Origin of the sequence: Mesorhizobium sp. CA6 (genome assembly GCF_020165035.1) — a bacterium.
Lineage (GTDB): Bacteria > Pseudomonadota > Alphaproteobacteria > Rhizobiales > Rhizobiaceae > Mesorhizobium.
In genome coordinates this window covers 115,202-137,018 of record NZ_JAIUHI010000006.1, presented here as the reverse complement: position 1 = coordinate 137,018, position 21,817 = coordinate 115,202, and the positions used below count along the sequence as shown (strand labels likewise).

Sequence of the window (21,817 nt, the reverse complement as noted above, 5' to 3'; positions counted from 1 at the left end):
AATTGTGAGCGAATCTATCACTTTCGAAGTGACGGCCTGGCGCACAGATTTTCGCGCGGCTTCTATCGCCCGATCCTCCATCGACCAGCGGCATAACCTTGCATCACAATGTGAGCAGAGTGCTCATAATAGACAAGAGGCCGTCGAGCGTCGACTTCATCTTGTCCAGCAGAAACATCTACAGACGAACCGGCCAGATGCGACGACCAAAGCTTGAGCGCTTTAAAGTGAGCTTAAAGCTCATATTCACGCGCCGCATTCAAACGCCCGCCGGGTGGCGTCCGCGCCGCAGGCGGCGCGCCGGCTCGGCCTGGTGCAGATGGACGGCGTAGGTGTCCCAGGGCGGCGAGAGCGCGATGGCGGCCAGCATGCGGCCGATTTCGCCGCGATGGTAGCTGCCGTGCAATACGATATGGATCAGCATCTCCTGCCTCGTCATGCAGCCCCTGTCGCCGTCAGTGAAGGTGAAAGCGACAGGATCGGCAAGCCTTTGCTCCGAAACGGCTTCGAGATAGTCGAGATACCAGCCGTCGATCTCGGCCAAGGCGGCGCGCAACGCGCGCGGCTCGGGCGTGTCCGGCGTATTGTCGCTCGCATAGCCATGGGCGACGCCCTTCAGATGCGCGGCAAAAATCCGCGCCACGACATGGATATGGTTCATCAGGCGGATCGCGGCGTGGCGTTCCCCGGCGTCGCGAGACGGATCCATCCCGGCAAGCTTCTCCACCAGCTCGTCGTTCGCCCGCGCCTGGTAGGCGAGCATGCCCTTCAGCAAGGTCTTGGCACTCATCTTTACCGCCCCATTTGCGTTGGTGAATTGAATGTGAGTATCCTGTCTATATTCTCGGGAGACGGGCCAGCATGTCTACTCGCGTTGCAAAGCCGGCCGCACGCATGCGCAAGCAGCCGCGCCAGGCGCGTTCGATCGCCACCGTCGAGGCGATCATCGAAGCCGGTGCTCACGTTTTGAGCGAGCTCGGCTGGGCAGGCTTTTCCACCAACAAGGTGGCAGAGGCCGCGGGCGTCAGCATCGGCTCGCTCTATCAATATTTCCCCGACAAGCTCGCCCTGGTCGAAGCGATCCGGCGCCGCCACTTCGATCATGTGCTGTCGGTGATTCGCGAAGCGGCGGCCGACGAGAAGCCGCTCAGGCAATTCGCGCGCGAGCTGGTGCGCGGCATGATCGGCGCGCACTCGATCCATCCGACGCTGCACCAGGTGCTGCTGGACGAGGCGCCCGGCGACCGCGGCTCACGCGCCGCGCATGCCTCGTTCCAGGCGCGCTATCTCGAACATTATGCGGCTGCCGTCGCGCAGTATCGCAAGCGCCGCAAGGATACCGAGACGATGGCGCGCGTGCTCTCATCGGCTGTCGAAGGCGTGATCCACAACGCGGCACGGCGCAACATGCTCGACGCGCCGGAGCTGCAGAAGCAGCTCGTCGAGCTGATCCAGGTTTACATATCGGGCGGCAGGGCCGCGTGAGATTGTCGGCTTGGCGTCGGTTCAGCGGGCAGCGACGATGGCGACACCAGCACCGACCATCACGCCACCTGCCGCACGGTTCACCCGGCGCACGACCTTCGGCGTGCGCAGCAGCTTTCGGGCGCGATCTGCGAGGACGACATGGCCGCCGATTACGACAGTCTCGACAGCCAGGATCACCAGCATCAGCGCGCCGAGACGCTCAGCGTCCAGCGATGCGCCGACGACGTTCGGCAGCAGCGCCAGATAGAACAAAGGCATCTTCGGATTGCCGAGATTGAGCGCGACGCCAGTGGCGAAAGTCGCAAGCAGCCCGCGCCGCCCGGATACGGGCTGCAGGTCCGGCACGATGGGCGCTGCTGTCCATAGCCTGACGCCCATCCAGATCAGATAAGCCGCGCCGCCATAGCGAAGCACGGCCATGACGACCGCCATCTTGGCGGCTACGACCGACAGACCGAAGGCGGCGAGGACCAGGAAGATGAGGATACCGGCCACCGTTCCGGCGCCATAGGCGATGCCCGATGCGGCGCCGCCGGAGATTGTGCGGGCGACGATGGTCATGTTGTCGGGGCCTGGGCTGGCTGCGAACACGAAGAAGGCCGCCGCAAATGCAAGGAGGGTAGCAGTATCCATGAAGGTCCCCGAGGAAGTCGTTGCTCTCGGGAGTTCAGACTAACTGATTTGCATTCCGGCGAAAGCCGGAAGGCACAACATTCGCGGCGAGACCTATTCAGCGCGCAAAAGGATGCGGTCCCTCTGACCGCAGGCGCGCGGCGGAAGCGACAAACCTAGCGCAGCACGCGGCAGCGGCCGTTGTAGACCAGCCAGCGGTCGAAGCCCAAGACGCAGAATTCGACATTGTCGCCGATCGAGGCAAAGCCCTGGCCTTCCTCGATCAGGTAGAAGATCGAACGGTCGCGGCCGTCCGTCAGGTTGACGGTGGCGCGGCAATAATGGCGGCCGATCGGCCATTCATCGCTCGCCGGCTCATAACGATGCTGGCGGATGTTGCGGAAATCAGTGATCGCGACGTCCGGCAGATGCGGCACGTGATGCACCTGATAAGAGAAGCGGTCGGTGATCTTGTTCAGCACCCAGGCCTCGCCGCAGACGCTGCCGTCATCCTCGGTGTAGATGGACAGGTCGGCGGCATGCGCTGCCTGGCTGAAGCCAAGCGGAGCGGCAAAGGGAGTGGACAGGGCAACCAGCGCGGCAAGGGCGGAATGGGCGAAGCGAGTCATGACAGCCTCTCAAGGTCGGTTCCGCGCACTGTGCGGGAGCACTTGGCGGCGGTCAAGCGGTTGCGAAAACAATGGTTTCCGTAAAACTTCGTTCCAGACTTCACCGGCTAATCGGGTTGCATGAGGATTCAGGTCAGCCGGCCTGACCTGAAACCCCATCCAAACTAAAGCGCTCCGGAAAGCAGCAGCCCGCCGATGACGGCGATGTTGATCAGGAACGCGTTGCGCAGCACCTGCCTCTCCGGCTCCTCCAGAGCCCAGAAGCGCAGCAGCATGACGTTCGTCGCCAGCGTGAAGACGACCAGCGCGCCGGCGGCGAAGGGTCGGGCCATGCCAATGGCAAGCAGGAACCCCGCAATGATCTCGACCGCCGAACCGGCGGCCACCATCAAGGCCGGGGCCGGAAATTTCTGGGCGGCCAGATAGTCGCTCATCGCTCCGAATTTCAGGAAATGTTCGATGCCAGCGAAGACGAACACGCCGCCGATGAGGAGAGCGCCAAGCGCTTGAATGGATTGAACGGGCATGGCGGCCTCCTCTCTCGACGACGCGCTTCGCTTTGCTCAATCCAGCGGAATGAAGGCCGGGTTGTAGACGACCTCCCACAGATGATCGTCGGGATCCTGGAAATAGCCGGCATAGCCGCCCCAGAAAGTCTTTTGCGCCGGCTTGACCACGCGTGCGCCGGCCTTGACGGCCTCGGCCATCACGGCATCGACCTCGGCCTCGCTGCCGACATTGTGGCCGATGGTGAGCTCGGTCGGGCTGCGGCCGCTCTGCGGCACCGTCGCGTCATGGGCGATGCTGGACCGTTCGAAGATGGCGAACTTCAAGCCGCCGGCGAGTTCGAAGAAAGCGACGGCGCCATGCTCGAATTCCCGGCCGACGATGCCTTCCGTCGGCAGCCCAAGGCCGTCGCGATAGAATTTGAGCGACGCTTCCAGATCGTCGACGCCGAGCGTCAATACGGTGATGCGAGCTTTCATTTCTCTCACTCCTTTCTATATTCGTGACCACAGCCGCAAACGGATGCGGTCTGATGCGAGCGCGTGAAGCGCGGTGAAGTTGCGTCCGTTTTGCCATGGATGACGTGGCCGGCCTTGAAGATTTCGGCCAAAATGACCGTCACACGATCCGGCAACTCCCGCTGGAGCAGATCGGAGAGAGAATGGAACCGGTCCTGGCGCAGACCACCGGCTTCTTTCGCGAGCGGCCCGTCGCTGGCGGCTTGGCAGATGCCTTCTGCGCGGTCTGGGTCCACCGCATGGACGACCGCGCCGTTCCGCCCATCGTCATCACGCCGGACGCGACGATCGACCTGCAATGGATCGACGGCCGCTTCCGCGTGGCCGGACCCGACAAGGAGCCGCAGATCGAGACGCCGCCGGCCGGCGCGGTGATCGTCGGCTTCCGTTTCCGGCCCGGCGCGGCCGCCCGTTGGCTGGGCGTGCCGGCCAGCGAAATCGTCGGCGGGCGGCTCGATCTCCAGGAATTATGGGGTACGCGTGCCCGCGAACTATCGGATCGCATCAAGGCTGCGACCGATCTGCCGGCCATGCTGCGGCAGTTGGAAGAGACGGTCGGCATGCGCACCGAAGGCCGCGATGCGCTCGACCCGCAGATGGGCCGGGCCTTCGACGTCATCCACAAAGGTTTGCCGCCGGAAACGCCGCTGGTTCCCTTCCTGCAGCGCCAGCTGCATATGAGCGAACGGACGCTGCGACGCCGCTTCGAGGACGCCTTCGGTTATGGCCCGAAGACGCTCGACCGCATCCTGCGCCTCCATCGGTACCGGCGCTTGCAACGACAGCAAGGCGACGCCTCGACCGCGCTGCTCGCAATCGAGGCCGGCTATGCCGACCAGGCGCATCTGATCCGCGAAAGCCGGCGGCTGACCGGTGTTACGCCCACGGCGCTGGTTTAGGCGATGCGGTCGCCTTACTCGCCCACCAGCCACTCGAGCGACCAGCGCGACGGTTGCCGGAGGGCGAGCGCTTTGTGCAGGGCCGGCAACAGGACCTTCAATTCGCTCTCCAGCGTGTAGGGCGGATTGACCACCACCAGCCCGCTGCCGTCGAGGCTGGGCTCGTTCGAGGCGGGCCGGATCTCGAAGGCGATGTCGAGCAGCTTCGGAATGCCGGTCTCCGTCAACGCCGTGCGGAAAGCGGTGACCGCCTTGCGGTCCTTGATCGGGTACCAGAGCGCGTAGATGCCGCCCGGCCAGCGCCGATGCGCCTTCTGCAGGCCTTCGACGAGCCTGGAGAACTCGCCCTCCTCCTCGAAGGGCGGATCGATGAGGACGAGGCCGCGCTTTTCCTTCGGCGGCAGTTGCGCGCCGAGCGCCAGCCAGCCGTCGAGCTCGATGACCCTTGTCTGGAAATCGCCGGCAAAGACCGATTTCAGCCGCGCGGCATCCTCGGGATGCAGCTCGATCGCCGTCAGCCGGTCCTGGCTGCGCAGGAGATGGCGCACGATCAGCGGCGAGCCGGGATAATGCTTGAGGCCGCCGTCGGGATTTCGCGCGCGTACCGCTTCCAGATAGGGCTGAAGCAGCGCCGCCGCTTGCGGCTCGAGCGCGGACTCGACCAGCCGGCCGATGCCGGTCTGCCATTCGCCGGTCTTGCCGGCCTCGACCGAGGCAAGATTGTAGCGGCCGATCCCGGCATGGGTGTCGATGACGCGAAAAGCCTTGTCCTTCTGCTTGAGATATTCGACGAGGCGCGCGAGCACGGCATGCTTGACGACATCGGCGAAATTGCCGGCGTGGTAGGCGTGGCGATAGTTCATGCGCGCTTACCTTCAGAGAGCATGATGTCGAGCGAGAACCGCTTCACACTTTTCGGCATCATGCTCGTGGCGAACCGTTGCGGCCCCAGCGCGGCGGTGGCGGCTGCGAATTGGGATTTTGCGGGCCGCCGCCGCGGCGCCCGAAGACCAGCGAAACCGCCAGTCCGGCAAGGCCAACGCCCATCAGCGTATAGCCGGCCGGCCGCGCGCGTTCGTCGATCGAGCCGGTGTCCGCGCGCAGGATGAGATCGACCGCGCGCATGGCGATGCCGTCGGCATCGCCGGATCCGACGGTGAAGAGGTAAGGACCGGGCGCGACCTTATCGATGACGCCGGCCTCGTCGCGAAAGATCTTGTCGGGCAGTTGCGGGCTGGCCTGGCGCGGATTGTCCGTGTGGTTGAAGGAGAGCGCCGAGGCCAGCACCGTGCGGCCGCCATGCGCTGCGGTCAGCGTCAGCACCGTTCGCTGCTGGCCCGCGACGCGCTCGGCCCGCGCGGTCAGGTCGACCAGCACCCTTACCGGAGCGTCGCCTGCGGCAAGTTGCACGGTGGCGGGCCGGAAGCGGCCGCCCTCATAGACGCGATACGTGCCGATGGGGTGGCCGGAAAAATTGCTCATCGCCCAGGGATAGAAGATGCCGATGGCGGCACCGGCGATGAGGAGAAGGACACACAGGAAGCGCATTCAGAGCCTTGGTTTCTGAGCGAGATCGCTGCTATTTTTGGCGGGTTCGTTTCGCGCAGCTTCGCGGACCCGCTCCATCTCGTCCAGAAACATCTCCAGGCCAAGCTCGAAAGTCTTGTCGAAGCCGGCGGCGCCGAAATAGGCGCCGGCCTTCACGACGCTCGGATAGTCGCGCGCCAGCTCCTCGTCGCTGACGGTGGTGACCGCCGAAGGCCCCTTGGCATAGCCGGCCGTCTCGTCGAGGATCGCGCCCATCAGATAGTAGCCGGCGGCGCGGAACAGGCGGGCGCTGAGCTCGGGGCCGAAGCCGCCATCCTCGAACAGGCCGATGATGGCGTTGAGCTTGGCGAGGCACGGCGGCGAGTTCATGCGGTAGACGACGATGAACGGCGCAAAGGCCGGGTGCTCGGTGGCGACGCGCCGGAATTCCTGCATCCCGATGCGGGCCCGCTCGCGCCAGGGCAGCCTGTCGTCGGGGATTACAAGCCCGCTCATCTGGCGGTCAACCAGCGCCTCGTAGAGATGCGCCTGCGAGGGGAAGTGGTGATAGATGCTCATCGCTTCGCAGCCGAGCCTGGCGGCGAGCTTGCGCATCGAAAAGCCGGAAAGCCCTTCCCGCTCGATCACCTCGAAGGCGGCGTCCTCGATCATCTCGCGGGAGAGTTTTCCGCGGGGTCGCTTTTTTCTGCTCGGTGCATCCATGGCGCTTGACAACTTACACTGTAAGGTTCATCTTCCACACACCTTACATCGTAAGGCTAACAAAAACCAGAGGAGAATATCATGTCAGTCATTCGCACCATCTCAACCGCGCATTCCTGCCTTCGCTTCGCCTCGCTGATCGCCGCGGCGGGCGTATCTGCCGCATTGCTCGCCTCCGCGCCGGCCCGCGCCGATGACTATGACGCGGCGCTGAAGGACATCCAGTCGACCATGGGCGGTGTGCCGAGCTTCATCAAACAGTTCCCCAAGGCCGGTCTGCCCGGCGCCTGGGCCGAGGTCAAGGCCATCGAGCTCAGCGACAAGACGGCGCTGACGCCGAAGGAGAAGTCGCTGATCTCGCTGGCGGTCGCGGCGCAGATCCCCTGCAGCTACTGCATCTGGTCGGACACCCAGAACGCCAAGCACGCCGGCGCTACCGACGAGGAGATCCAGGAGGCCGTCACCATGGCGGCGCTGACGCGCCATTGGAGCACCATCTTCAACGGCATGCAGGTCGATTTCGATCAGTTCAAGAAAGAGATGGGCGGAGAGTAAGGCTTATCACGGCAAAGCGGGCGGGCGCGACGTTCGCCCGCTCTTCGCCGTGCCGATTCGAGGCTCCAACCAAGCTTGTGGATTCGCCGCCGCCGCTGCGCCAGAGCGTTTCACCGTTTCACGGAAACGGCGAACCGCTCTACCTCTTTGTTTTGACGCAATTCCGGACGGAAAACCGCTCACACTTTTCCTGGAATTGCTCTATAGGAACAGCGCCTTGAAAAAGCCGGCACGGATCCGATATCGGACCGGCGCCGGCCGGGCCGACACTCGAGAGCGCCCCTTTGCAGGCCCTCGAATGACGCTTCCGCCCCGACCGGGCGGCCCCGTTGGAGACCTGTTTGAAGCGAGCGATATCGATAATCGTCACTCTGGCGCTGCTGGCATGGCTTGCCAGCGACCAGCGCTGGAAGATGGTCGGCGATGCCTTCGCCTCCATCACGCCGGGCGCCTTTGCAGCGGTCGCGGCGGCGCTGTTCGTCACCTATGTGCTCAGGGCGCTGCGTGTCTGCGACGAGTTCCGCGGCGACGTGAACGGCCGCTTCGGCGCCGTGCTTCGCGTCATCCTGATCCACAATGCGATGATCAACATCGTGCCGTTCCGCGGCGGCGAGACGGCGTTTCCGATCCTTTTGCGCCAGGTGTTCGGCGTGCCGATCGTGCGCGCCAGCGCTTCGCTACTGTGGTTCAGACTGCAGGACGCCTTCGTCGTCGGCGTGCTGGCATGCCTGGTTTGGCCAGGCCTGCATCCGGCGCTGCGGGCCGCCGGCATCGCGGCGCTGATCGCCGCCGCATGGTACCTGCCGCGCTGGGCGCGCTCGCCGCACAACTGGACGGCGGGCGGCAGGATCGTCTCGACACTCGGCAAATTGCGCGACATCTTCACCGAAGCGACGGGACGCTCGCGCTACGGCTGGTGGTGGACGATGGCCAACTGGGCGCTGAAGCTCGGCGTGCAGGGCTGGCTGCTCGCCATGCTGCTTGACACCTCGTTCCAGACCGCCTTTCCCGGCGCGGTCGGGGCCGAGGCGGCCGCCATCCTGCCGGTGCAGGGTGTCGCCGGCTTCGGCACCTATGAAGCGGGCGCGGCCGCCGCACTGCTCTATTCCGGCATTGCCATGAAGGACGGCCTGCAGGCCGCGCTCGCGCTGCATCTCTTCATCCTGTGCTCGGCGGTCGCAACCGGTGCGATCGCCTGGCTGTTCCCCTCGAAATCGACGCTGCCGGAAACCCCGGCGGCGGGGCCGGCAAGGAAATGAGCGCCATGAACGTACTTCCCATTCCGGCTTCCGGATTGCCCGAGGGCGCCGTCATGCCCGAGCACAAGCTCTCCATCGTCGTCCCGATGTACAACGAAGCCGACAATGTCGAGCCGCTGCTGGTCCGCATCCACCAGGCGATGGAGAGCTACAGCCAGCCCTGGGAAGTGGTGCTGGTCGACGACGGCAGCACCGACGCCACGCCCGCCGAGATCCGCCGGCTGGCGGCCCAATACGGGCCGCATGTGCATGGCGTGGAACTGGTGCGCAACTACAAGCAGACCGCCGCCATGCAGGCCGGCCTCGACGCCGCGCGCGGCGACGTCATCGCGACACTCGACGGCGACCTGCAGAACGACCCGTTCGACATTCCACGCATGGTCTACCGCCTGCTGACCGAGGATCTCGACCTCGTCGCCGGCTGGCGCAAGGACCGCAAGGAAGGTTTCTGGATGCGCCGCTTGCCCTCGCGCATCGCCAACAGGCTGATCGCCCGCGTCACCGGCGTGCGGCTCAAGGACTATGGCTGCAGCCTGAAAGTGTTCCGCGGCAGCGTCATCCGCAGCGTGCGGCTCTATGGCGAGATGCATCGCTTCATCCCGGCCTGGCTCGCGACGGTGACGACGCCGCGCCGCATCGCCGAGGAGGTGGTGACGCATCACGCCCGCATCCACGGCCAGTCGAAATACGGCATCTCGCGCACCTTCCGCGTGGTGCTGGACCTCGTCTTCATGTTCTTCTTCCTGCGCTACCGCACGCGGCCCGGCCATTTCTTCGGCGGCATCGGCATCGTGTTCGGCGTGCTCGGCTCGCTGATCCTTGCCTATCTCCTCGCGATCAAGGTTTTCTGGGGGCAGGATATCGGCACGCGACCGATGCTGATCACCGGCTTCTTCCTGGTGATCGCCGGGCTGCAGGCGGTGACGTCGGGCGTGCTCGCCGAGATGCTGTCGCGCGTCTATCTCGAGGCCAATGGCGCGCTGGCCTATGTGGCGCGGCCGCAGGCCGCGCATGGCGAGGGCGAAGGCTGGCATTGGCCGAGCAAGCCGGCGATCGAGAAGGCGAAGCCGCGTAAGAAATGATCTTGCCGCTCCGGCATCGATCGCTGCCCGCGTTGCCAACCAGGCCGATTTCGCGCAACGATTTTTCGCGACGTGAACGACCGCGAATGAGCGATGCCGGGGGCTGACGGATCCATCCTGATTACCGGGGCGCGGGCGCCGGTTGCGCTGCATCTGGCGCGCCTTTTCCATGACGCGGGCCATAGGGTGATCCTGGCCGACACGCCGGCACGGCCGATCGCGGCGGCGAGCAAAGCCTGCGCGCGTTATCATCGATTGCCGCCGCCGCGCTTCGAGCCGCGGGCCTATGCCGATGCGGTTGAGGAGCTGATCCGGGCCGAGGGCATCGGCCTCGTCGTCCCGACCTGCGAGGAGGTCTTTCACCTTGCGCTTGCCTGGCGCGGCAGGAGCATGCCGGCGCTTCTGTTCGCACCCGATATCGAGCTGCTGGCGGAGGTCCACAACAAGCACAGCTTCATCCGGCTCGCCGAACGGCTCGGGCTGGAGGTGCCGGAAACGACGCTGCTCAGCTCGCGTAGCGATATGGAGGTCGTGCGCGGCCGCTCTCGCGAGCTGGCGTTCAAGCCGGTCTGGTCGCGCTTTGCCAGCCATGTGCTGCTGCGTCCGCCGCCTGAAGCGCTCGATGCGATCGCGCCCTCGGCCGCCATGCCCTGGGTGGCGCAGCGTTTTGTCGAGGGCGAGGAGATCAGCGCCTATGCGGTGGCGCGCCAGGGCAGGCTCAAGGCGCTCGCGCTCTACCGCTCGCTCTATCGTGCCGGAAAGGGAGCAGGCATCTTCTTCGAGCGGGTCGGGGACGAGGCCGCGCGCGAGCTGGTCGAGCGGATCGTGGCCGGCACCACGTGGACCGGACAGATTTCCTTCGACCTGATGCGGGAGCCGGGCGGCCGTCTGCTGCCGCTCGAATGCAATCCGCGCGCGGTGAGCGGCCTGCATTTCTTTCGCGGCTCCGCGCGCTTCGTGGATGCCGTGCTCGGCGACGGTCAGGAAGTCGCGCCCGACGTCACCGCCCCGCAAACGGTGCGGCTTGCGATGTGGATTTACGGATTGCCGGCGGCGCTGCGTTCGGGAGGGTTTGGCGGATTCCGAAAGGCGATGCGCGAGGGCAAGGAATTGCTCAATTGGACGGAAGATTCAGCGCCGGTTAAGGCGCAATGGCCGGCGCTGGCGGAGATTGCTGGGGTGGCATTGCGCGAACGCATCAGCCTGCAGGCGGCATCAACGCGCGATATCGAATGGAATGGGCCTGCTGGAAGCGCTTCAAGCCCCGAGTGAGCCCGGGCCGACAGGCTTGACCTCAAGTTGCAAACCCAGCGCCCTAGTGACGCCCAGCAGAGTGCTGAGGCGCGGGTCGCCCTTCTCGCTCAGTGCTTTGTAAAGCGCCTCGCGCGTAACGCCAGCCTCTCTCGCCACGGCCGTCATGCCTATGGAGCGCGCTACGTCGCCAAGCGCGTGCGTAATGAGCGCGGGATCACCATCCTCGAAGGCAGCTTCGATGTAGGCCAAGCGATCCTCCGGAGTTTTCAGGTGGTCGAGAATGTCGAAGCGGGTGGTTTCGAGAGGCATAGTCATATCTCCTTTGCCATCTGTTTCGCCTTGGCGATGTCGCGCCTTTGGCTGGACTTGTCGCCGCCACAGAGCAGTATGATCACGGCGTTTCCAATCTTCACAAAGTAGAGCCGGTAGCCCGGGCCATGGTCGATCCGAAGCTCGCCGATGCCATCGAAGTATTTGACATCACCGATGTTGCCGATCTCGACCCGACGGATGCGGGCGACGACGCGCTGTCGAGCCGCGGTGTCGCGAAGCGCGTCCAGCCAGTTGGTGAAATCGGCGGTCTGCCGGACCTCGATCATGCGTGAACTATAATTCACGAAAGCATTCAAATCAAGGTATGTGCACTATAATTCACAGTTCGATATAATGCACCCTTGTCTCACTCGCAGCCGCTGGCATCTTCCCATCCATGATCGCGGCGATGTCGCGGCGCAGGAAATCGAGCGGGCCGATCACCGGCAGAGCTTGGGGCGGTAGCCGGGCATTGTCGCTGGCCGATTTCAGCACCCGGCGATCTTGGTGCAGCGCGATGTTGAAAAGCGGCTTGAAGGCCAGTGCCTTCAGCTCGCCGAGCAGGCCTTGGCGCCGGCCGATCAGCCAGCCGACGCCCTCGACAGTGCGCTCGTCGGCCTGGCGCAGATGGAAGGTGGTGGCTAAGACCAGCCCGTCCCTGCCCCAATATTCGAGCTCGGCGATGCCGGGATGGCGGAAGCGGCCGATGGTCTTCGCACGCTCGCCTTCCAAGAGCCGACTGATCAGGCCCTGCTGACGGTCCTCGCCGGTGTAGCAGGCCTCGACCCAGCCGTCGCCGCCGGTCACCTCGACCCGAACCAAATGGCGCTTCGAGGTCAGGCCGCGCAGCAGGCCTTTATGGGTGAAATGGGTATGGGTGGCATCGAGGATGTTTTCCGCCGCATCGATGACCGTCGACTGCGTCGACGAGCGCACCCGCCGCACGATGACATCCTTGCCCTGCATGCAGTGCAGGTAAGGCTCGCTCGTCGGCGAGCCGGAAGAAATGAAGACGACGCCGTCGCGCTCGATCGCGGCGTAGCGGCGGACCCGGTAATGCGGCATGGCGCCGACATGGCCGGGGATCGCGATGCAGCGTCCCTCGCCGTCATAGCGCCAGCCATGATAGGGGCATTCGATCTCCCCGCCGACGATCCTGCCGGTCGACAGCTCGACCAACCGGTGCGGGCAACGATCAAAGTGCCGCAATGCCTTGCGCCGAGCGGAACAGCACCACGGGCGCGCCGTCGAACAGGACGCGCTTCGGCCGCCTGCCGATGTCGGTCGACAACGCCACCGCCTGCCAATGGGCTTCCCCGCCGCGCTCGCTCACAGTTCGAACCTCCTGAGCAGGGGAATGCCTACCGATCCCAGCACGGCCTCCATGACGCGGATCGCCATGCGTCGGCGAAGCGCAAGATGCCCGGCATAGACAGCGTTGTATTCGATCGCCGCGACCGCGCCGCGCCGGCGTTTGAAATCGGCGGCGCCCGCGCTCATGTTGAAGAACAGGCCGCGCGAAGTCGCGTGGTCCTGCGCCACCGCCATCATCATGCGATAAAGCCCGTCGGCGACCGGCAGGCTGGTATCATAGCCGACGATGGGCTGGGTCAGCGTGCCGCCGTTCTCGAACAGGCCGGTGACGGCGACCAGCTCGCCGCGCGGCCGGCGCAACCCCGCCAGGCTCATGATGCCGCGCCGGTGCATTTCGGCGATGTAGCGGGCGGTGTAGTGCGGATTGAGCGGCGTGTATTTGTCGAGATAGAGCATGGTGTAGAGCTGCTCGGCGCGCGCATAATCGGCCTCGGTGAAATCGCCATTGCCCACTCGCTCGAACGGCGTTGTGCGCAGGCAGGCGCGATCGCGTTTCATGTCGCGCGTCATTGCGGGCGCGGCGCTGCGATCGGCGAAGATGTATATCTGGCGCGCCGCCAGCATGCGGAACCCCTCGGCCTTCAAGGCAGCAATGGTCGCTGGATCGGCAATATCGTTCAACGAGCGGATGACGATGGCGCGATCGGGGAAACGCGCGATCAAGGCCGCGCGCAGCGACGCGATCGCCGGCCGGTCGAGCAGCGGCACCGGATTGGTCGAATAGAGCCAATTGTTGACCTGCGCCTGACGGTCGAGGCCGCTTGCCCTGACCAGCGGCGCGCAGGCGCCGATCAGTGCGTTGAGCGCGCGCCGCAGCAGCGGGCGACCGGCGAAGTTGCGCGTCTCATCCATCGCGTAGTCGATATAGGCGCTGGTCGGGCAGCAGATATAGCAATTGTGCGCCTCACTCCCGTCGTTCAACGTCAGCGGAAAAATGCCTCCGGCGATTTCGAGCGTCTCGACTTTCGTGTCCAGATTGGCGATGAGATGGCGCACCGGCATCTCGTTGAAAAGCCTTACAAAAGCCTCGACCTTTGCCGGCTTGTTCTCGACCCGGTCGGCCTGCTGCACAAGCCTTTGCGCCATCGCCGCGCCGCTCATTGCGCCCGCTCCAGGCGGGCTTCGACGCGACGCAGCTTGCGGCCTGTCTCCAGCGGCAGCGGCGCGCGGACAAGCGTGACGGTGGCGACCGCCTTTCGCGCATCCAGCAACGCTTGCACCGCCTGATGCGCGGCCGCCGCCGCATCATCCGCGAACGTTGGCGGAAGGCTGAGCTCGACCCTGTCCGACCCGGTCTGGACAAGACGAAAATCGTCGATGCGGCGATCGGCCTTGAGCACGGCGTTGCGCAGCACATCCGGCGTGACGAGCACCGGGCCGTCCGGCGACATGAGCCGGAACACATCATCCATGCGGCCGACGATCTCGTCGACGCAGCGCAGCGGCGAACCACATCGGCAAGGTGCTTTGGACAAGCGCAACAGGTCGTTCATCCTGTAGCGCGCCATGATCTGTGTCCGGCGGCGAAAGGTTGTCACTAACGGCATCACCAGCCCCTCGCCCGCCGGCTCGAATTCGAAGAATACGGAGTCTTCTGCGAGATGCAGTCCGCCCCGGCGGCAGGTGACCGCGAACAAGCCTTCGGTCGCCATGTAGATCTGATCGAGCGGCAGCCAGAAGAAATCCTCTATAACCGGACGGTCAACCGGATCCAGCGTTTCAGCCGCCGAGAAGACACGCTTCGGACGCAGACGGAAACCCTCGCTTGCGAAATGCCGCAGCATCTTCGGCGGCGCGATAATGATCGTCGGGTCGAAGGCTTCGAGCGCGCCGCGCCAGCTTTCCGGCCCCAAGGTCAGGTCGAAGAAGGCGAGCCTTATCAGCCGCGATTTGCGGGCGCTGTCGTAAAGCCCGGTGTTCTGCGGCAGGATGACGGCGACGCGCATGCCGCGCCAGAGAAGATCGGGCGCCGCCTTGGCCAGGATCGCGCCCAGCCAGCGGTATTTTTCGGCCTCGGAAATCACGAACAGGCCGCGATTGCCCGATGTTCCGGTGCTGGCGCCGATAGTGAGCGGTCCAGCGCGGCCCTCGCCCGCCAGGGCCGCCCAGGCTTGCGCGGCGGTGAGACGGTGGATATTGAATTCGTCGAAGCGCGCCATCAGCAGCGCCTTTTCGGTGACCGGCAGATCGATGAGGCGCGCCGGCGCCTTGCCGTAAAACGGCGCGCGCGGCAGGTCGCGATCGAGGAAGCGCCGCAAGGCGGCCGCCTGCCAGCGCTCGAAATCCGCGCGGCTCTTCCGCGAGACCCAGCGCGTCAGCGCGAAAGAGCCAGCCGCTTCCGCCAGCCCGTTCATGCGGCCTCCGGCGCGAGGTCGTATGACGTCGGAGCGGGATCATGGCAGAGCATCACTTCGCCGCCGGAAGCGATGAAGCGGCGCAGCATGGCGCTGGTCGGCTCGATCGCCGCGGCATCCTCGGCGATCAACGTGGCCGGGAAACCTGGCGTGCGGCTCTCGGTCAATGCAGCGAGCAGCCATTGCGCATCGACGGCGTAGAGCAGCGGCCGGGCCGGCCCCGTAAACAGCAGGCCGAACTGGCCGTCGGCATGTCCAGGAAGATCGACCGCGATGACGCTGCCGTCGCCGAAGAGATCGGCGCCGCCTGGCGCGCCTTCGCGCGCCTCGACTCGCCGCTTCGCGGACAACGCCTCCAGCCGCGCCTCGAAATCCGGAGGGAAGAGTTCGGTGAAGACGCCGTGGCGCAGATTCTGCCCCGGGCCTCGCGCCTTGACCCGCGCCCAAGCGGCATCGCTGGCGATGAAGCGAGCGTTGCGGAACAGCGACAGGCCCGAAATGTGGTCAGCATGAAAGTGGGTGACGATGATTGTGCGGATGTCGTCAGGCGACAGACCGAAACGCCGCAGCACCGGCAGGACCTGCTCGTCGGCGTTGAGCTCGGGTTTCAGCAGCGCACCGTAGAGCCGAAGCGTGCGGCTACGCTGCTCACCGCTCAGCGCCTCAGATGTGTAGCCGGTGTCGATGAGCACAGGCCCGGCAGTTGGGTGAAAGGACAGCCCATAGCGGACTCGCAGCCTGACGCTTTGCCAGTTGCCGCCGCGCAGGATCAGCCGTTCGGCGGCGCTCACCCAGGCGCTGTTGGCGAAGACGATCCTCATGCCTGCGCCCCACCGGAAAACGTGCGGTCAAGCCCTTGCTCGAACGAGATTTTCGGTGCCCAGCCAAGCATCCGCTTGGCCTTGGAAATATCGAGGCTTTGCGCATAAGCGAAGAGGCCGAGCCCATAGCGGGTGACCGGCGGCTCGAGGCGGCCAGGCAACCGGAGCGCCACCGCTTCCATCAGGCCCGCGGCCAGCATCGCCGGCATGAGCGGCGTCGGCCGCCAGCGCGCCTCGAGACCGGCGCGGGCGCAGGCCTCGTCGGCAATGCGGCGGACCGGCAGCACCTCGCCGCCGGAGATGTTGAAGATTTGGCACTCCGCCTCCCCGGGCGCGGTAAGCGCCGCCATCACCGCGTCGACGACATCGTCGACATAAGTGAGGTCGATGGCCGCCCGGCCATTGCGAAACAGCGGCAGCGGCCGGCTTTTGGCCGCCTTGATCAGGCGCGGCAGCAGCGCGTGGTCGCCTTTGCCGTAGATGCCGCGCGGCCGCAGCGCCAACGGATGGATGGCCGGCTGGCCGAGCACGATCTTTTCGGCCTCGCGCTTGGTGCGGGCATAGTGATTGACGGGCTCCGGCAAGGCCACGTCCTCGCTGAGCCCAAGCTGGTCGCGGAAGGCAAAGCAGACGGACGGGGTGGAGATGTGGACGAAGCGGCTGACGCCTTGCCGCTGCGCGAAATCGACAAGGTTGCGCGTTGCCGTGACGTTGGCCGCCTCGAAATCAGCGAGGCGTCCGAAAGGCGAAGAGAGCGCCGCGCAATGGATGATCCGTTCGACCCTGCCAAGCCTCGGATCGAGCGCGGCGTCGAGCGGCTGCGCGAGATCGTGGCGGACGATGCGATGGCCGGCGGCCTCCAGCGCGGCGCAGCACGCTTCATCGCGGCCGAGCCCGAGCGCCAGCGTGCCGGAGGCAGCCAGCCGCTCTAGCACATGCGAGCCCAAGAAACCGCTGGCCCCGGTGACGAGCACGGCCATTCCTCAGACCTCCAGCGCCATGCCGCCGAAGGAGACGCCGGCCGACGTGCCGAGGATGAGCAGCTTCATGCCCGGCGCTACGCGGCCCTCGCGGCGCGCGACGTCCAGCGCGAAGGGAATGGACGCCGCGATCTGGTTGCCGAAGCGGGCGGAAATGTCGACGAGCTTTTCCGGCGCAAAGCCGGTCTGGCGCGCCATATGGGCAAGCGCGAACGGGCTTGCCTGGTGCGGCACGATGAGATCGACATCGCCATGCCGCCAGCCGGCGCGCTCAAGCAGAGCGGCGACGAAGCCGTTGAAATGGCGCGCGGTGAGCCTGAACAATTCCTTGCCGTCCATGTGGAACAGGCTGTGCGCGGCGAACGCTTCCTGCTCCTTGCGGAAATCGAAGCGCGTGCCGCCCGAACCGATGCCGCAGGCTTCCCAGCCCGACGGATAAGTGCGCATCAGGCTGGCCGCCACCCTGCCCTCGCCTTGGCCGCCTTTGCGCAGCACGGCGGCCGCGGCGCCGTCGCCGAAGAGCGCGGCGATCTCGGGCGCATCCTGCCACGGCAAGGCGCGCGAGGCGATCTCGGAGGAAAACACCAGCGCCGTCTCGCATTGCCCGGCCTCGATCATGCGGCCCGCGGTCTCGAAGGCGGTGAGGAAGCCCAGGCATGTGCTGTTGACGTCGAAGGCGGCAGCCGAGCCGTCGGCCAGCCCAAGGCGCTGCATGACCAAGGGCGCGGTCGCCGGCAGCGGCTGATAAGGCACGCCGCAGCCGCCGATAATCAGGTCGACGGCGCCGGGAACGAGGCCGGCATCCTCAAGCGCCAGCGTCGCCGCGGCGCAAGCTAGATCGATTTGCGATTCGCCCTCGCAGACATAGCGCTCGACGACGCCGGTCGCGGTTTCTAGCGCGCCCTCGCCGAGGCCAAGCCTGTCCTCCAGCACACGCGTGGTAACTCGCTCAGCCGGTACCGCCCTGCCGGTTCCGACGATCCTGATCCGCATTATCCCCCCGCCGCATGAGCTTGGCCCTTATCTAGCGCAAAAAGCGATCGATAGCGACGTTTCCAAGCTCATGCGGCACTGCCAGATCATCGCTTCCGAAGGAAGCCCGTCACCGCTTCCATGAACTCCGCCGGACGCTCGACATTGAGCAGGTGGACGCCGGGCAAAAGCAGGAGTTCCGCGCCGGGGATCGCCGCCGCGATCGCCTCGCTGTGGCTTGCCAGCGTCACCTTGTCGCCCTCGCCGCCGATGACCAGCGTCGGCGCAGCGATGAGGGAAATCGGGCGGCGCAGATCGGCGTCGCGGACCGCGGCGAAGCATCCCGCCAGGCCTTGCGGCGACATGGCGAGGATCGCGGCATGGAATTTGTCGACGGTCTCGTTTTGACCGGCAAGCATGGCGGCCGGGAACCAGTTGCGCATGAACATGTCCGCCGTCGCCGACAGGCCGTCGGCCGCAAGCACGTTGCGTATCTGCTCGTCGAAATAGGATGCCGGCCCGAGATGCGGCGAGGTGTTGGAGAGGATCAGGCGCTCGATGCGCTCCGGCGCATGGATGCCCAGCCACTGGCCCACGAAACCGCCCAGCGACAGGCCGAGGAAATGCACGCGGGCAAGCCCGAGGAAATCGAGCAGTTCCAGCACGTCGCGGCCGAGACGGTCGAGCGAATAGGCGCCGGCCGGCGCGTCGGAGCCGCCATGGCCGCGAAAATCATAGCGCAGCACGCGGAAGGATTTGGCGAGTTCCGGAACCTGGCCGTCCCACATGTGGAACGTCGTGGCGATGGAGTTGGAGAGCATCAGCACCGGACGGTCTTCCGGACCGTCCAGCCTATAGCCGATGCGGGCGCCATCGCCCGCAGTGAAGTGCAGCGTGTCGGTCATTTTGGATCCTCATCCTTTCGGCGCTTTTGGAAGGCTTTCGATGAGGCAAAGTAGGCATCGCAACTATCGAAGAAAATTACTATGATGCGACAATCTTTGTAGGATATGTGGACCATGGATGGCGTGAAACTTCACGATCTCAGATGTTTCGACGCGGTCGCCCGCCGAGGCAGCTTCCAGGCCGCGGCCCAGGCCTTGCACCGGACTCATCCCTCGGTATTCGCGGCCGTCGCCCGGCTCGAAGAGCAACTTGGACTGACGCTGCTGGACCGCAGCGGTTACCGGGTGAGCTTGACCGACGAGGGCCGCCTGTTCCATGCGCGGGCGCAACTGACGATCCGCGAGTTCGAGCATCTTCGGACCTATGCCGGCCAGCTGGCGAGCGGCGAGGAAACCATGCTGCGCGTCATCATGGGCGACGTCTGCCCTCGGCCCAGAATACTCGGCCTGCTCAGCCGCTTCTTCGCCGAGCGGCCGCGCACGCGCCTGCATCTCGACTACGAAGCAATCGGCGGGCCGTTCGAGCGATTGATGGACGGCGAAGCGGACCTCGTCTTCCACCGCGCCAACCCGTCCGATCCGCATCTCGAGAGAATCAACCTGTGCGAAGTCGCCTTCGTGCCGGTGGTGGCGCCTGGCTTCCTGCCGTTCGACCCGAGGAATGACGTCACGCCAGAAGCGATGCGGCCCTTCACCCAATGCGTGATCCGAGACACGGCGCGGCGCCCCTCATCCGAAAACTTCTTCGTCATCGACGGCGCGCATTCCTGCTCGGTGCCCGACCATATGATGAAGAAGGAGCTGATCCTGCACGGGCTTGCCTGGGGCCACCTGCCCGACTGGTTGATCGAGGACGACTTGCGCGAGGGACGGCTGATCTCGATTGCCGGCCGGCACATCCCCGGCCGCAGCGAAACCGTCGCCGCGGTGCGGCGACGCGACAAGCCGCACGGACCTGTGGCCGAGGCGCTGTGGCGACATCTTCAGGATAGTGCCGGACTTGCGAGCTAAGCCTTGCGTTCCCAGCGTCGGTCCTGGGTCTGCTGCCAGTAGGTCACGGCGTGGCCGGCTTCCTTCATCGTCTTCCAATGGCCGCGGGCGGCTTCCAGCTGCGCCGCGTCATGGCCGTCGAACAGGAAGACGGCGCGCTCGTAGCCGGACAAGTCGGGAGGCGTCGCGCCGTCGACCAGAAAACGGATCTGCGCGGCATTCTGGTTGCCCTCGCCCGTGGTGAGCAGGATCGGCTGCTCGGCCGGATAGGCTTCGCGGTCGGTGGCATGCGCCAGGAAGGAATCGTCGCGAAAAATCCACAGATGCTGGTCGAGCGCGTCGCGGCGATCTTCCGTGCCGGTCTGCACCACCGCGCGCCATCCGCGCTCGACGCTGCGTTCGAGCAGGCCCGGCAGCGCCTCCTCGAGCGTCGATTCGGTCAAATGGTAGAACAGGATGTCGGTCATCCCGGAAACCTAACCCTCATAGTGATCGCGGACCAGGCGGTCGAGCAAGCGCACGCCAAAGCCCGAGCCCCAGGACTGGTTTATCTCGCTCGACGGCGCGCCCATCGCGGTGCCGGCGATGTCGAGATGCGCCCAGGGCGTGTCCTTGACAAAGCGCTGCAGGAACTGCGCGGCGATGATGGCGCCGCCATAGCGGCCGCCGATGTTCTTCATGTCGGCGTTCTTGGAATCGATCAGCTTGTCGTATTCAGGCCCGAGCGGCATGCGCCACAGCCGCTCCTGCGATGCCTGCCCGGCGCCGAAAAGCCGGCCGGCAAGCTCGTCATTGTTGGAGAAAAGGCCGGCATAGTGCTGGCCTAGCGCCACCATGACGGCGCCGGTAAGCGTCGCCAGGTTGATCATGAATTTCGGCTTGAAACGGTCGTTGGCATACCAGAGCGCATCGGCCAGAACGAGGCGGCCTTCCGCATCGGTGTTGAGCACCTCGATCGTCTGGCCCGACATCGAGGTGACGATGTCGCCGGGACGCTGGGCATGGCCGTCGACGGCGTTCTCGACAAGGCCGATGACGCCGACCACATTGGCCTTCGCCTTGCGCGCAGCGAGCGCACGCATAAGGCCGGTGACGGCGGCGGCGCCACCCATGTCGCCCTTCATGTCCTCCATGCCCGAGGCCGGCTTCATCGAATTGCCGCCGGTGTCGAAGGTGACACCCTTGCCGATGAAGGCGAGCGGCGCGTCCTTGGCCTTGCCGCCGTTCCAGCGCATCACCGCCAGGCGCGCGCCGCGCGGCGAGCCTTGCGCGACGCCGAGCAGCGAGCCCATGCCGAGCTTCTTCATCTCCTTTTCGGCAAGGATCTCGACCTCGACGCCGAGCTGTTCCAGCGCCTTGACGCGCTCGGCGAATTCGACGGGCCCAAGCGCATTGGCCGGCTCGTTGACCAGATCGCGCGCAAGCAGCACGCCGTCGACCACCGCTTCCTCGCCGGCGAAAGCCTTTTTCGCGGCAGCGGGATCGGCGCAGTGAACGGTTACCCTGGCGGGCTTGCCCGACTTCGTGTCGGATTGGCCGTCTTCCTTGTCTTTCCTGGTCTTGTATTTGTCGAAGGAATAGCTGCGCAGCAGGATGCCGGCGGCAAGGCTCGCCGCCTGGCGACCGTCGGGCTGATACTCCGGCAGATCGAGGATGACGGCCACCTCGGTCGCTTTGCGCAGCGAAGCGGCAACGGCGCCACCGAGCTTCAGCCAGGCATAGTCGTCGAGGCTCGAGACCTTGCCGGCGCCGACCGCCACCAGCCGGTCGACCGGCGTTCCTTCCGGGGCCAGCACCTCGGCCGAGCTTGCGAATTTGCCGGAGAAATCGGCGACCGGAAAGGCGCGAGCCAATGCACCAGCCGGATCGCAGGCCTTCGCCGCCTCGCCGAGCCCGCCATCATCGGCCGCGAAGACGAAGACGCTGCCCTTTTTGGGCGCGGCGAATTTGGCGAAGGAAATGGATGGTCTCGACGTCATCAGGTCCTGCTTTCGGGGATGGCCGTAGGGTGCCGGCAAAGGTAATTTTCAACGGGCGAGAGGTTTGGCAAGAGTGC

Annotated in this window: 27 protein-coding genes; 7 read left to right on the top strand and 20 right to left on the bottom strand. The window is 65.5% G+C overall.

What is annotated here, in order from left to right; all coding sequences use genetic code 11:
- Positions 1 to 259: 259 nt before the first annotated feature.
- On the bottom strand, positions 260 to 790 hold the full coding sequence (locus tag LB526_RS10960; protein WP_140842305.1) for a DinB family protein: 531 nt from the start codon (positions 788 to 790) through the stop codon (positions 260 to 262).
- A 104-nt stretch (positions 791 to 894) separates the two neighbouring features.
- On the opposite strand from LB526_RS10960, the gene LB526_RS10955 reads away from it, so the two are divergent.
- A complete protein-coding gene (locus tag LB526_RS10955) occupies positions 895 to 1,485 on the top strand; it encodes a TetR/AcrR family transcriptional regulator (RefSeq protein ID WP_224627780.1) in 591 nt (196 codons plus the stop codon).
- Between the two features lie 21 nt (positions 1,486 to 1,506).
- Here LB526_RS10955 and LB526_RS10950 read toward each other — a convergent pair whose 3' ends face one another.
- From LB526_RS10950 to LB526_RS10935, 4 genes are all read right to left on the bottom strand, one after another.
- Positions 1,507 to 2,121: a LysE family translocator gene (locus LB526_RS10950; RefSeq protein ID WP_224627619.1), complete on the bottom strand. Its 615-nt coding sequence runs from the start codon at positions 2,119 to 2,121 to the stop codon at positions 1,507 to 1,509.
- A gap of 155 nt (positions 2,122 to 2,276) precedes the next feature.
- A complete protein-coding gene (locus tag LB526_RS10945; protein WP_224627617.1) occupies positions 2,277 to 2,729 on the bottom strand; it encodes a hypothetical protein in 453 nt (150 codons plus the stop codon).
- 164 nt (positions 2,730 to 2,893) lie between these two features.
- Entirely contained in the window at positions 2,894 to 3,256 is a 363-nt protein-coding gene (locus LB526_RS10940; RefSeq protein ID WP_224627615.1) for a DoxX family protein, read from the bottom strand.
- A gap of 36 nt (positions 3,257 to 3,292) precedes the next feature.
- Positions 3,293 to 3,715 (bottom strand): VOC family protein, encoded by a 423-nt coding sequence (locus LB526_RS10935; RefSeq protein WP_224627614.1) that lies wholly within the window; start codon positions 3,713 to 3,715, stop codon positions 3,293 to 3,295.
- A gap of 182 nt (positions 3,716 to 3,897) precedes the next feature.
- Here LB526_RS10935 and LB526_RS10930 point away from each other — a divergent pair, with 182 nt between their 5' ends.
- Positions 3,898 to 4,653, top strand: coding sequence for a helix-turn-helix domain-containing protein (locus LB526_RS10930; RefSeq protein ID WP_224627613.1), 756 nt, complete (start codon positions 3,898 to 3,900; stop codon positions 4,651 to 4,653).
- Between the two features lie 14 nt (positions 4,654 to 4,667).
- On the opposite strand, the gene LB526_RS10925 is transcribed toward LB526_RS10930, so the two are convergent.
- From LB526_RS10925 to LB526_RS10915, 3 genes are read right to left on the bottom strand one after another with little or no spacing between them, the layout of a single operon-like run.
- Positions 4,668 to 5,516 (bottom strand): 23S rRNA (adenine(2030)-N(6))-methyltransferase RlmJ, encoded by an 849-nt coding sequence (locus LB526_RS10925; protein ID WP_224627612.1) that lies wholly within the window; start codon positions 5,514 to 5,516, stop codon positions 4,668 to 4,670.
- 58 nt (positions 5,517 to 5,574) lie between these two features.
- Positions 5,575 to 6,201: a hypothetical protein gene (locus LB526_RS10920; protein ID WP_224627611.1), complete on the bottom strand. Its 627-nt coding sequence runs from the start codon at positions 6,199 to 6,201 to the stop codon at positions 5,575 to 5,577.
- Positions 6,202 to 6,852, bottom strand: coding sequence for a TetR/AcrR family transcriptional regulator (locus LB526_RS10915; protein ID WP_224627610.1), 651 nt, complete (start codon positions 6,850 to 6,852; stop codon positions 6,202 to 6,204).
- Positions 6,853 to 6,984: 132 nt separating this feature from the next.
- On the opposite strand from LB526_RS10915, the gene LB526_RS10910 reads away from it, so the two are divergent.
- The 4 genes from LB526_RS10910 (at position 6,985) to LB526_RS10895 (ending at position 11,071) form a co-directional block, all read left to right on the top strand.
- Positions 6,985 to 7,458, top strand: coding sequence for a carboxymuconolactone decarboxylase family protein (locus LB526_RS10910; protein ID WP_224627609.1), 474 nt, complete (start codon positions 6,985 to 6,987; stop codon positions 7,456 to 7,458).
- Between the two features lie 341 nt (positions 7,459 to 7,799).
- Positions 7,800 to 8,717, top strand: coding sequence for a lysylphosphatidylglycerol synthase domain-containing protein (locus tag LB526_RS10905; RefSeq protein WP_224627608.1), 918 nt, complete (start codon positions 7,800 to 7,802; stop codon positions 8,715 to 8,717).
- Positions 8,718 to 8,722: 5 nt separating this feature from the next.
- Positions 8,723 to 9,799: a glycosyltransferase family 2 protein gene (locus tag LB526_RS10900; RefSeq protein ID WP_224627607.1), complete on the top strand. Its 1,077-nt coding sequence runs from the start codon at positions 8,723 to 8,725 to the stop codon at positions 9,797 to 9,799.
- A 93-nt stretch (positions 9,800 to 9,892) separates the two neighbouring features.
- The gene (locus tag LB526_RS10895) at positions 9,893 to 11,071 is read left to right on the top strand and encodes a hypothetical protein (RefSeq protein ID WP_224627606.1); all 1,179 of its coding nucleotides are present in this window, start codon (positions 9,893 to 9,895) and stop codon (positions 11,069 to 11,071) included.
- Here LB526_RS10895 and LB526_RS10890 read toward each other — a convergent pair.
- From LB526_RS10890 to LB526_RS10845, 10 genes are all read right to left on the bottom strand, one after another.
- Complete coding sequence (locus LB526_RS10890; RefSeq protein WP_095767030.1) at positions 11,057 to 11,362, bottom strand: addiction module antidote protein; 306 nt, start codon at positions 11,360 to 11,362, stop codon at positions 11,057 to 11,059. The two genes, LB526_RS10895 and LB526_RS10890, sit on opposite strands and share 15 nt — an antisense overlap.
- A 2-nt stretch (positions 11,363 to 11,364) precedes the next feature.
- A complete protein-coding gene (locus LB526_RS10885; protein WP_095767029.1) occupies positions 11,365 to 11,652 on the bottom strand; it encodes a type II toxin-antitoxin system RelE/ParE family toxin in 288 nt (95 codons plus the stop codon).
- A gap of 52 nt (positions 11,653 to 11,704) precedes the next feature.
- Complete coding sequence (locus LB526_RS10880) at positions 11,705 to 12,574, bottom strand: Rieske 2Fe-2S domain-containing protein (RefSeq protein WP_224627604.1); 870 nt, start codon at positions 12,572 to 12,574, stop codon at positions 11,705 to 11,707.
- Positions 12,561 to 12,698: a hypothetical protein gene (locus LB526_RS10875; RefSeq protein WP_224627602.1), complete on the bottom strand. Its 138-nt coding sequence runs from the start codon at positions 12,696 to 12,698 to the stop codon at positions 12,561 to 12,563. The genes LB526_RS10880 and LB526_RS10875 overlap by 14 nt, the downstream gene beginning before the upstream one ends.
- On the bottom strand, positions 12,695 to 13,840 hold the full coding sequence (locus LB526_RS10870; RefSeq protein ID WP_224627600.1) for a GNAT family N-acetyltransferase: 1,146 nt from the start codon (positions 13,838 to 13,840) through the stop codon (positions 12,695 to 12,697). Before LB526_RS10870 ends, LB526_RS10875 begins: the two co-directional genes overlap by 4 nt.
- The gene (locus LB526_RS10865; protein ID WP_224627598.1) at positions 13,837 to 15,093 is read right to left on the bottom strand and encodes a F390 synthetase-related protein; all 1,257 of its coding nucleotides are present in this window, start codon (positions 15,091 to 15,093) and stop codon (positions 13,837 to 13,839) included. The genes LB526_RS10870 and LB526_RS10865 overlap by 4 nt, the downstream gene beginning before the upstream one ends.
- Entirely contained in the window at positions 15,090 to 15,914 is an 825-nt protein-coding gene (locus LB526_RS10860) for an MBL fold metallo-hydrolase (protein ID WP_224627596.1), read from the bottom strand. Before LB526_RS10860 ends, LB526_RS10865 begins: the two co-directional genes overlap by 4 nt.
- Complete coding sequence (locus LB526_RS10855) at positions 15,911 to 16,894, bottom strand: NAD-dependent epimerase/dehydratase family protein (protein WP_224627594.1); 984 nt, start codon at positions 16,892 to 16,894, stop codon at positions 15,911 to 15,913. Before LB526_RS10855 ends, LB526_RS10860 begins: the two co-directional genes overlap by 4 nt.
- A 3-nt stretch (positions 16,895 to 16,897) precedes the next feature.
- A complete protein-coding gene (locus tag LB526_RS10850) occupies positions 16,898 to 17,887 on the bottom strand; it encodes a 3-oxoacyl-ACP synthase III family protein (protein WP_224627592.1) in 990 nt (329 codons plus the stop codon).
- A gap of 86 nt (positions 17,888 to 17,973) precedes the next feature.
- Positions 17,974 to 18,771: an alpha/beta fold hydrolase gene (locus LB526_RS10845; protein WP_224627591.1), complete on the bottom strand. Its 798-nt coding sequence runs from the start codon at positions 18,769 to 18,771 to the stop codon at positions 17,974 to 17,976.
- 114 nt (positions 18,772 to 18,885) lie between these two features.
- Here LB526_RS10845 and LB526_RS10840 point away from each other — a divergent pair, with 114 nt between their 5' ends.
- Positions 18,886 to 19,782 (top strand): LysR family transcriptional regulator, encoded by an 897-nt coding sequence (locus tag LB526_RS10840; RefSeq protein ID WP_224627590.1) that lies wholly within the window; start codon positions 18,886 to 18,888, stop codon positions 19,780 to 19,782.
- Here the strand turns inward: LB526_RS10840 and LB526_RS10835 are convergent.
- Positions 19,779 to 20,228 carry a DNA polymerase III subunit chi gene (locus LB526_RS10835; protein ID WP_095767020.1) on the bottom strand — a complete coding sequence of 150 codons (450 nt, stop codon included), beginning with the start codon at positions 20,226 to 20,228 and terminating at the stop codon, positions 19,779 to 19,781. The two genes, LB526_RS10840 and LB526_RS10835, sit on opposite strands and share 4 nt — an antisense overlap.
- 9 nt (positions 20,229 to 20,237) lie before the next feature.
- The gene (locus tag LB526_RS10830; RefSeq protein ID WP_140842345.1) at positions 20,238 to 21,740 is read right to left on the bottom strand and encodes a leucyl aminopeptidase; all 1,503 of its coding nucleotides are present in this window, start codon (positions 21,738 to 21,740) and stop codon (positions 20,238 to 20,240) included.
- Between the last annotated feature and the right edge of the window lie 77 nt (positions 21,741 to 21,817).